This is a genomic window from Neobacillus drentensis (assembly GCF_036962765.1).
GTDB classification, from domain to species: Bacteria; Bacillota; Bacilli; order Bacillales; family Cytobacillaceae; genus Neobacillus; species Neobacillus drentensis_C.
Window position 1 is genome coordinate 4,416 of the sequence record NZ_JBALOS010000019.1, and the last position, 7,818, is coordinate 12,233.

Below are 7,818 nucleotides of genomic sequence, written 5' to 3' on the forward strand. Positions count from 1 at the left end.
GGGTGCTTGAGTTCAAGAGTGTTGTAGCGTTGCCCTTTTTTCTTGTTCCACTAACGGACAGGTTAGCATTCGAGAGATATACTTATCAAACTGAGGGAGTTGAAGAAGAGATAATACATAAATTAAGAGAATATCATCCTGATGATAAAAAAATTTAATAAAGGAATGGAGATCTAATGGAGATAAATAATCGTATTTCTGCTATTTTAAAACATAACTATGGAATTGAAGCGACTTCAATAGAACAGCTTCCAGGTGGATGGTCGGCTTTAGCTTTTTTCGTAGAAGATAAAAGGGTAAAGTATTTTTTAAAAGTGTACAACAAAAAAAAGCCTTCCAGCTCTCCGTGGATCATTGCAATCGACAGATATACCCCTTTAGTAAAATGGTTGCATAACCATACTGATTTACAAAACAATCTCGTCAATCCAATCTTTACGAGGTCACAAAGTAATAAATGTGAAGACGAACAGTACGTGTATTTGCTTTCAGAGCATTTAGAAGGAACTACAATTGGTGAGAAGCAGCTAAGTCCAAATCAGGTAAAAGAACTGGCTAAGATTCTGGGAATACTTCACAAAAACACTTCAAATATCCCTAATGAATTAAAAAAGCAACAAGTAAAGGAAAGTTTTGATATTGATTTCTGCGAATACCTATCTTCTTTTATTCATAACGATTTGGCTAATACAGACGATATCATTTTAGACATTGTAAAGCCTTATACTGGCACTTTATTAGAAAAGATTAAGAGGATGAGGTATTTATCAAATACTTTGAAAAGCAAATCTCACCAGTTTGTTTTGTCCCACGCCGATGCTCATAATTGGAATCTTATGCAGGGGCAAAACCTAATGCTTATTGATTGGGAATGTGTAAAACTTGCTCCACAAGAACAAGACCTAATCCTAATCATAACAGGGCCATATGCCGAACAATTCCTAAATGAATACAGGAAATTTATGAAGTATGAGACTCCTGATTTTGATGCCTTTGAATTTTATTTCTTAAAGAGAAAACTTGAAGATATCTGGGAGTGGATTAAGGACTTACGTTTTGAAGGTCTTGTAAAATCAGAAGAAGTAACACTCGAACTTCTAAAGTTGAGCCTTGATGCCTGTACAAGAACTGAGAAGTTTCGGTCGGAAATTCTAAAAGTCTTTAATTAAAAGGTAAAGATGGATATTCTTCTTCAACTAACGGGGCAGGTTAATTTAATAGGAAGTTATCGTTAATGAAAACATAAAGAAAAGGAGCATCTATTAGTCATAATTAGATGCCCTTTTATTACCTGTAGGGAATCATTAATATTTCAAATCGACACACTTGCAAAAAATTCATTATGGATTGCTGCAACAGCTCTTTTTTCATCATGAGCCTTTACACCAAATACTAAACTTATCTGAGATGATCCTTGATTCATTTGTATCATTTCAATATTAATTCTTTTTTCTGCAAGAACCCTCGCTGCTCTGGCAATGCTTTCAGCATTATGATGCATTTTTCCTCCGATAAGCATAATTAAAGCAATATTACGTTCAATAGTCACTTTATCTGCCGAAAGTTCCGTACTAATCCGTTGTATTAGTTTACTTTCTATTATCTGATCTAATTGATTTTCATGTAAAACAAGAATAAGAGCATCAACTCCCGATGGTATATGCCTATAATAAAGTTGAAAATCTTCAAGGATCCGAAGCAGCTTTCTTCCAAACCCAACTTCTTTATTCATTCTATACTTGCTAACATAAATGATGCAAAAATTATTTTCACTGGAGATTTCAACTACTGGTTCATTTTTATTATCATGAGTATTAGTCATTTTAGTACCTGAGACCGCAGGTTGAGATGTATTTTTTAAGTTTGTTTTTACTAACGTATCTGATGCTAATGAACTCTCTCTAAAGTTTACACCCTTCATCTCATCATCCCCTAATAGTCATTAACTTATTATTTCCTCGTTTATATTCCAAACACAAAAAACCTCTTCTACAATAAATAAGAAGAGGTCATAACAAACTATTTCATTCCTCCCCTTATCTTCCAGAAACAATTCTGCAGAAATTAGCACCTTTTCAAGTAAAACTTGAAGGTTGCTGGGCTTCATAGGGTCTGTCCCTCCGCCACTCTGGATAAGAGTTTTTAATATAGTCACTTTAATTATTTATAAAAATATACCAGAAGGATATTTCTTCGTCAATCCTTAACTAGTACACTGGTAAAAAATCATTTAATAAAATGCGTATGGCCCTTGTTAAACTAAAGGGTGTAAGAGTTAAAGATTAGGTTGCTGTGGCAGCCTTTTCTTGTTCCACTAACGAAGCAGGTTAGTTTAATAAGGAAAAAGGAAGAAAAAACCAATCTCTTAATATATAATTAAAAACAGGGAGGGGTTTATATGATAAAAAAGGCTTTAATGTTATTTCTTTTTTCTTCTGTTTTACTAACTGCTTGTTCAGAATCAAAATTGATGAATTTCATTGGTGAAAGTGAAAATTGGCAAGTGAATTATGAGGTAAATGTGCTTGATAAAGATAGCGAATCAACAAATCTAACAATAAAATATATCGGTGGAAAGCCAATTCCTAAACGGATAAAGTATGTTGTTGAAGGGGTATCAGGAAAGTCGGAAGGTGAAGATTCTCTAAATAATGGTGTGTTTGAAATAGGTGGACATTCTTGTAGTGGTTGTGCAGTTACCCAAGAAAACGAAGAAATTAAGGCAACCATATCTTGGAATGATAAATCCGACTCCTTAATTTTAAAAAAGCAGTAGTAGGCTTTAATTTATTTTAGAAGAAGGCTATTCAGCTAACGGGTGCTTTACTTCAATAAGGGGTAAGGCTTTTTTCTTCTTCAACTAAAGGAGCAGTTTAGTTTAATAAGGATTAAATTCATAATTTCGTTAGTGCCTAGTGAAGGGAATATCATTTAATGGGAATAATTAACATATTTATTATTAAACGTTCAATTACCTTATTTTACTAATTGACAATTCTTTCTTAAAAAATATAATTAATTAATAATATGTTAACTAATAAAATAAAAGAGTTAACATTATAGGGAGGGAGATTTAGTATTCTAAAAATACTGTATTTCTTGACGATTTTTAAATGAATTGAAATTGTTATAAAAAAATATTTCTTATCCAGAGAGATGGAGGGACTGGACCTTCGAAATCTCAGCAACAGGTCCATTTAAGATACTGTACTAATTCCAGCGGGTAAAACTCCTGATAGATGAGAGCATTCATTTTATTTGTCAGTAGCGCACTCTTTTTTAGAGTGCGTTTTTGTTTTCTCTGGATAGTAACTAAAGGAGAGCAGCTATTATGGAATTAAGACATCTGAAAACGTTCAAATTCGTAGCAGAGTACTTAAATTTTACAAATGCTGCGCAAAAGTTAAACTTCTCTCAACCTGCTGTAACTGCACAAATTCAGACGCTCCAACAAGAATTGAAACAGGAGCTATTTATACGGGCAGGAAAGAATACCTTTTTGACGCCTGCAGGTGAAATCCTTAAATCATATACGGATCAGCTTTTTTCCATAGTTGAGGAGATTGAATCATCATTCGACGAACTTTCAAATTTGTACGGCAATGTAACGATTGCCGCTACTGAAGGCTATTGGACGTATTATTTTCCTTATATCATACCTGAGTTACTGAAGCTATATCCCCAGGTACAGATTAAGTTGATTTCCTGTAAAAGGGATGAAATTATAAAAGGGATAGAATCATATAAATACGATATAGGGATTATTTCGGGCGAGTTATATAAAAATGGAATGACAAATATAGTGATTTCAGAGGACGACGAATTGGTTACAGTGGTTTCTAAAGAGTTATATGCTAGGTACCCGGTAGACCAATTACTGCCGAAATTTCCTTTTTTACAACTACAAGCTGATGAATGTTATGATCCGATGATCAGTAAATATTTTGAACAAATGAAACTCTTATCACAAAACGTAATAGAAATTGGAAGTTTAGAAGGAATCAAAATGGCAGTATTAAATAATATTGGGGTAGGGATGGGAGCCAGTGTCAGCCTAAAAGACGAAATTAACAATGGTGATTTAGTCCCGATCCTAGTTACTGAGAACATAAAAATAAAAACCTCTATCATTACGTTGAAGGAAAAAGAAAACCTAGAAACAATTCAATCTTTTATTAATGTAATCCAAAAAAATTGGAATAGCAATTCTACTATGTAGTAAAAAAGCTGAAAAGCTCAGACAAGATTTAGAAGAAATGAACCTCCAAATTATTTGTAATGGTGCTGCATTAAACGTGTATCCATCTCCAATGGCACTATCAATGGGAAGTGGACGTTTAGCTTACAAATTAAATTTTGGAAAACAAGCTATATCAGAGGATTTAGTTGATATTTTTGATTGTGATGATACTTTAAATTTTGTAGCATCCTTAATCAGCGAAATTTCTATAAGGATTGGCTAAACAGTTTAGGATTGTCATTGAATTTAATTTAAATTTACTACCAAGTTATGCAACTAACGGGTGCTTTACTTCAATAAGGAGTAAGGCTTTTTTATTACACTAACGTGGAGTTGAAGAAGGAATATGATTATTTAGTAAAAAAACGAAGATTATCACTTTATGTTGATATAATTGAAATAGATGAATAAAAGGTAAATAGGAGATTTTTTATGAAATTAACGACTTTTTTTGAGCCTGTTTCTAATCTTTCTAAAAAGCAAAAAATATTGTGGTCGATTTTCTTTATTATTTTATTTTCTGATATTATCACTCGTATCCTAAAAATTGATTCAATCTTAGTTCAAAATATAATTGATTCAGTGATGGGATTATGTCTAATTGCTTTCATCTTTGAATTATTGTATTTAAAGAAAAAAAGAAAATGATTACAAGTTTATGTACTTCAACTTAAGGGTGCTTATTTTTAACAAAGGGTTGCTGCGGCGGCTCTTTTTCTTGTTCCACTAACGAAGCAGTTTAGCATTCCTGTAGATCGTTAAATATCAGGTTTGAAAAAAATAGAGCCCCTCAGTAAGATACGAGTATAGAGACCAATCTAAACTCAGAGTCTTAAGGAGGAAGCCCTACTATGAATTTTAAATTGCAAGACAAACAAAATCAACTAATTGAAAGAATTTCCGATACACATCTAATTGTAGGTGTGGATATAGCCCAACAATTACACGTTGCTCGAGCTGTTAACTTCCGTGGAATTGTAGTTGGAGATCCTCTTACATTTGAAAATAATGAAGAGGGGTTCGTAAAACTATTAAGTTGGATTCAAAACTTACAAAAACTGAAAAACTTAGATTCAACAATAGTGGGGATGGAACCTACAGGACACTACTGGATTAACCTATCAAAATGGCTGGATAAACAAAACATTGAGGTAGTTACTGTGAATCCCCACTTAGTAAAAAGAAATAAAGAGAATCGTGACAATACTCAATCGAAGAGTGATAAAAAAGATGCCCTCGTTATAGCGGATATGGTGAAAAACGGCTATTATTCCTTTGTTCGTCCAACATCAGAATCATTTGAGAAACTTAGAGTTCTAATTTCTAACCGTGATGTAATTGTTAAACGTCTCGTGATGGCTATTAATCAAGTAAATCGATGGGTGGATGTGGTCTTTCCAGAACTCAGACAAGTGTTTAAAGATGTTACGTGCAAAGGGGCCATCGCAACCCTTCGTTTATTTCCGACACCGGATGAAATATCTTCACTAGAAACACTAGATGTCATGAGAGGGTGGAAGTCTTTAATGAAACGACAACCAGGACCCAAGAAGGCTCAATTACTCATTAATCTAGCAAAATCCTCTATTGGGACCGGACAAGCTCTGGATGCTTATAAATTCCATTTAGAACAATTATTAGAGGAATATGACCTCGCTGTAAAACAACTCGAAAGAGTTGAACAACAAGTAAAAGAAGTTCTCTACAAAATACCATTTGCAAAAAAACTACTTATGATTAAAGGAATAAGTGAAATTTCGTTAGCCGGGATACTTGGTGAATCAGGAGATCTAAGTGGTTTCTCTCACGGAAACTCTCTATTACGTCATGCGGGATTACATTTAGCTGAAGCAAGTTCAGGCAAATGGAAAGGTCAGATTGTCATTTCAAAGCGTGGTCGGTCCAGACTGCGAAGATTCCTCTACTTAGCAACTATGAGCCTTGTGATGAATAACCCTGAGTTTAAAGCCCTCCATTCCCATAATGTGAAGGTAAAGAAGTTAAAGAAAATGAAATCAATCATGAAACTCATAGGTAAACTAGCAAGGATATTTGTAGGAATAGCACGAAGAAATGAGTCGCACTGTCCCAATAAAATCCAAGCCTTAATCCCTTTAGCAGTATAGGACTAAAAAGTATCATAAATAGTTCTCTTTAATTTTGAATGTTGTCTTATTCGTAGGATTTCAAATATGTACGGAGTACCAGGTTTCTTCAACAAAAGGGCACTGTGACCCATCAGTTTAGTATAACTGGCCTCCACCCCTTGGAAAGGCATGACGAAGGAATGAGAGGGCAATTGACCCGTTGCGACATGGGAGGGAAAGCCTCCAGGGGCGGCGTGGAGATGTGCATTATATGGTAAAATATGGAGTGGTAGCTGACTCCTTTATTTAACCATGCCTTCACTAAGCCAAATGATCTGAACTCATTTCATTTACACGTAATTCCAATTACAAGGGTTATGAAATCCTGCGAATAAGTGAGCATTCGAGAGATATTCGTATCAAACTGAGGGAGTTGAAGAAGGAATTAGAATTTTATGGTAAAATATTATCATTAATTTTCTTTGTTACAAGGGATGTTTAGATTGAAAAACAAGGAGGGATAAGATGACTAAGAAGAAAAACAGCATATGGTTTTTAAGTGGTTATGGGATAGCACTTATTTTCCTTTTATATTTTGGGTTGAATGGTTTGGCTGTAACTACATTGGGCGATACTTTCCCAAATCCAAGGTTTATTACTGTTTTAGCTTTATTTATTATAGTTGCTTGGTCCATTGGATTGGGAACTCGTCGATACTTAAATTGTCTCACTAATGATACACGAAATAAAATGAGAAATTCCCTTTTAGGTATTACAGTATTCAGTTGGATAATTACTATAATTCTTTTTTCAGTTACTTGAATATCTAGGAAGTTTATTGTTCTATTAATCCTTACAAAATAGCATGGAAATCTTAGAAACTTACTTATTTCACTAACGGGTGCAAGAGTTGAAGAAGACTAGGTTGCTGCGGCAACCCTTTTTTTGCTTGGTCAACTAACGAAGCAGGTTAGATGAAGAAGGATAACGCTAACATATAGAGTAGTTTTGATCATTTTTTGGAGGTAAATACATATGTCAGTTGAACGAGATGCAATGGTTAAATCTTTAAAAGAGGTAGTTATTCCAGTATTAAGAGAACGTGGGTTTAAGGGTTCCTTCCCTCATTTTTATAGGAAATTAGAAAATCAAACAGATTTAATAATGTTTCAATTTAGTATGTGGGGTGGTGTTCTATATGTGGAAATTTCCAAATGCCCTTCTGAAGGTTATACTGACAGTTCAGGTAAACATATTCCTCCTAATAAAGTAAAGGTCTATCAAGTAGGTGGGGGTTCTCCTTTTAATAGACCCCGTATTGGAAAAGAAACAAATTACACATTCGAATTTAATAAGGATAATACAGGAGAAGTTTCTCAAAAAATCTTTAATTCTTTGGAGGAAGCAGAAGAATGGTGGAGTTTATATCAAAACTGGTGGAACAATTAAAGTTAAAAAGCTAATTAAGCTAAAGGGTGCTTTACTTCAATA

At 33.9% G+C, this 7,818-nt stretch carries 9 protein-coding genes and 2 riboswitches; of the genes, 8 read left to right on the top strand and 1 reads right to left on the bottom strand.

Annotation, left to right across the window (positions count from 1 at the left end):
- The first annotated feature begins 176 nt into the window (after positions 1–176).
- Positions 177–1,169: an aminoglycoside phosphotransferase family protein gene (locus V7137_RS03305; RefSeq protein ID WP_335696740.1), complete on the top strand. Its 993-nt coding sequence runs from the start codon at positions 177–179 to the stop codon at positions 1,167–1,169.
- Positions 1,170–1,312: 143 nt separating this feature from the next.
- Here the strand turns inward: V7137_RS03305 and V7137_RS03310 are convergent, their stop codons facing one another.
- Complete coding sequence (locus tag V7137_RS03310) at positions 1,313–1,921, bottom strand: ACT domain-containing protein (protein ID WP_335696741.1); 609 nt, start codon at positions 1,919–1,921, stop codon at positions 1,313–1,315.
- A 112-nt stretch (positions 1,922–2,033) separates the two neighbouring features.
- A riboswitch (SAM riboswitch) is annotated at positions 2,034–2,139 on the bottom strand.
- Positions 2,140–2,398: 259 nt separating this feature from the next.
- On the opposite strand from V7137_RS03310, the gene V7137_RS03315 reads away from it, so the two are divergent.
- From V7137_RS03315 to V7137_RS03345, 7 genes are all read left to right on the top strand, one after another.
- Positions 2,399–2,776 (top strand): hypothetical protein, encoded by a 378-nt coding sequence (locus V7137_RS03315; RefSeq protein ID WP_335696742.1) that lies wholly within the window; start codon positions 2,399–2,401, stop codon positions 2,774–2,776.
- Between the two features lie 365 nt (positions 2,777–3,141).
- Positions 3,142–3,246: riboswitch (SAM riboswitch) on the top strand.
- A gap of 85 nt (positions 3,247–3,331) precedes the next feature.
- Complete coding sequence (locus tag V7137_RS03320) at positions 3,332–4,219, top strand: LysR family transcriptional regulator (protein WP_335696743.1); 888 nt, start codon at positions 3,332–3,334, stop codon at positions 4,217–4,219.
- 37 nt (positions 4,220–4,256) lie between these two features.
- Complete coding sequence (locus tag V7137_RS03325; protein ID WP_335696744.1) at positions 4,257–4,463, top strand: hypothetical protein; 207 nt, start codon at positions 4,257–4,259, stop codon at positions 4,461–4,463.
- A gap of 209 nt (positions 4,464–4,672) precedes the next feature.
- The gene (locus tag V7137_RS03330) at positions 4,673–4,888 is read left to right on the top strand and encodes a hypothetical protein (protein ID WP_335696745.1); all 216 of its coding nucleotides are present in this window, start codon (positions 4,673–4,675) and stop codon (positions 4,886–4,888) included.
- A gap of 203 nt (positions 4,889–5,091) precedes the next feature.
- Positions 5,092–6,366: an IS110 family transposase gene (locus V7137_RS03335; protein ID WP_335696746.1), complete on the top strand. Its 1,275-nt coding sequence runs from the start codon at positions 5,092–5,094 to the stop codon at positions 6,364–6,366.
- Positions 6,367–6,852: 486 nt separating this feature from the next.
- Complete coding sequence (locus V7137_RS03340) at positions 6,853–7,149, top strand: hypothetical protein (RefSeq protein ID WP_335696747.1); 297 nt, start codon at positions 6,853–6,855, stop codon at positions 7,147–7,149.
- Between the two features lie 234 nt (positions 7,150–7,383).
- Positions 7,384–7,776 carry a DUF4304 domain-containing protein gene (locus V7137_RS03345; protein WP_335696748.1) on the top strand — a complete coding sequence of 131 codons (393 nt, stop codon included), beginning with the start codon at positions 7,384–7,386 and terminating at the stop codon, positions 7,774–7,776.
- The last annotated feature ends 42 nt before the right edge of the window (positions 7,777–7,818 follow it).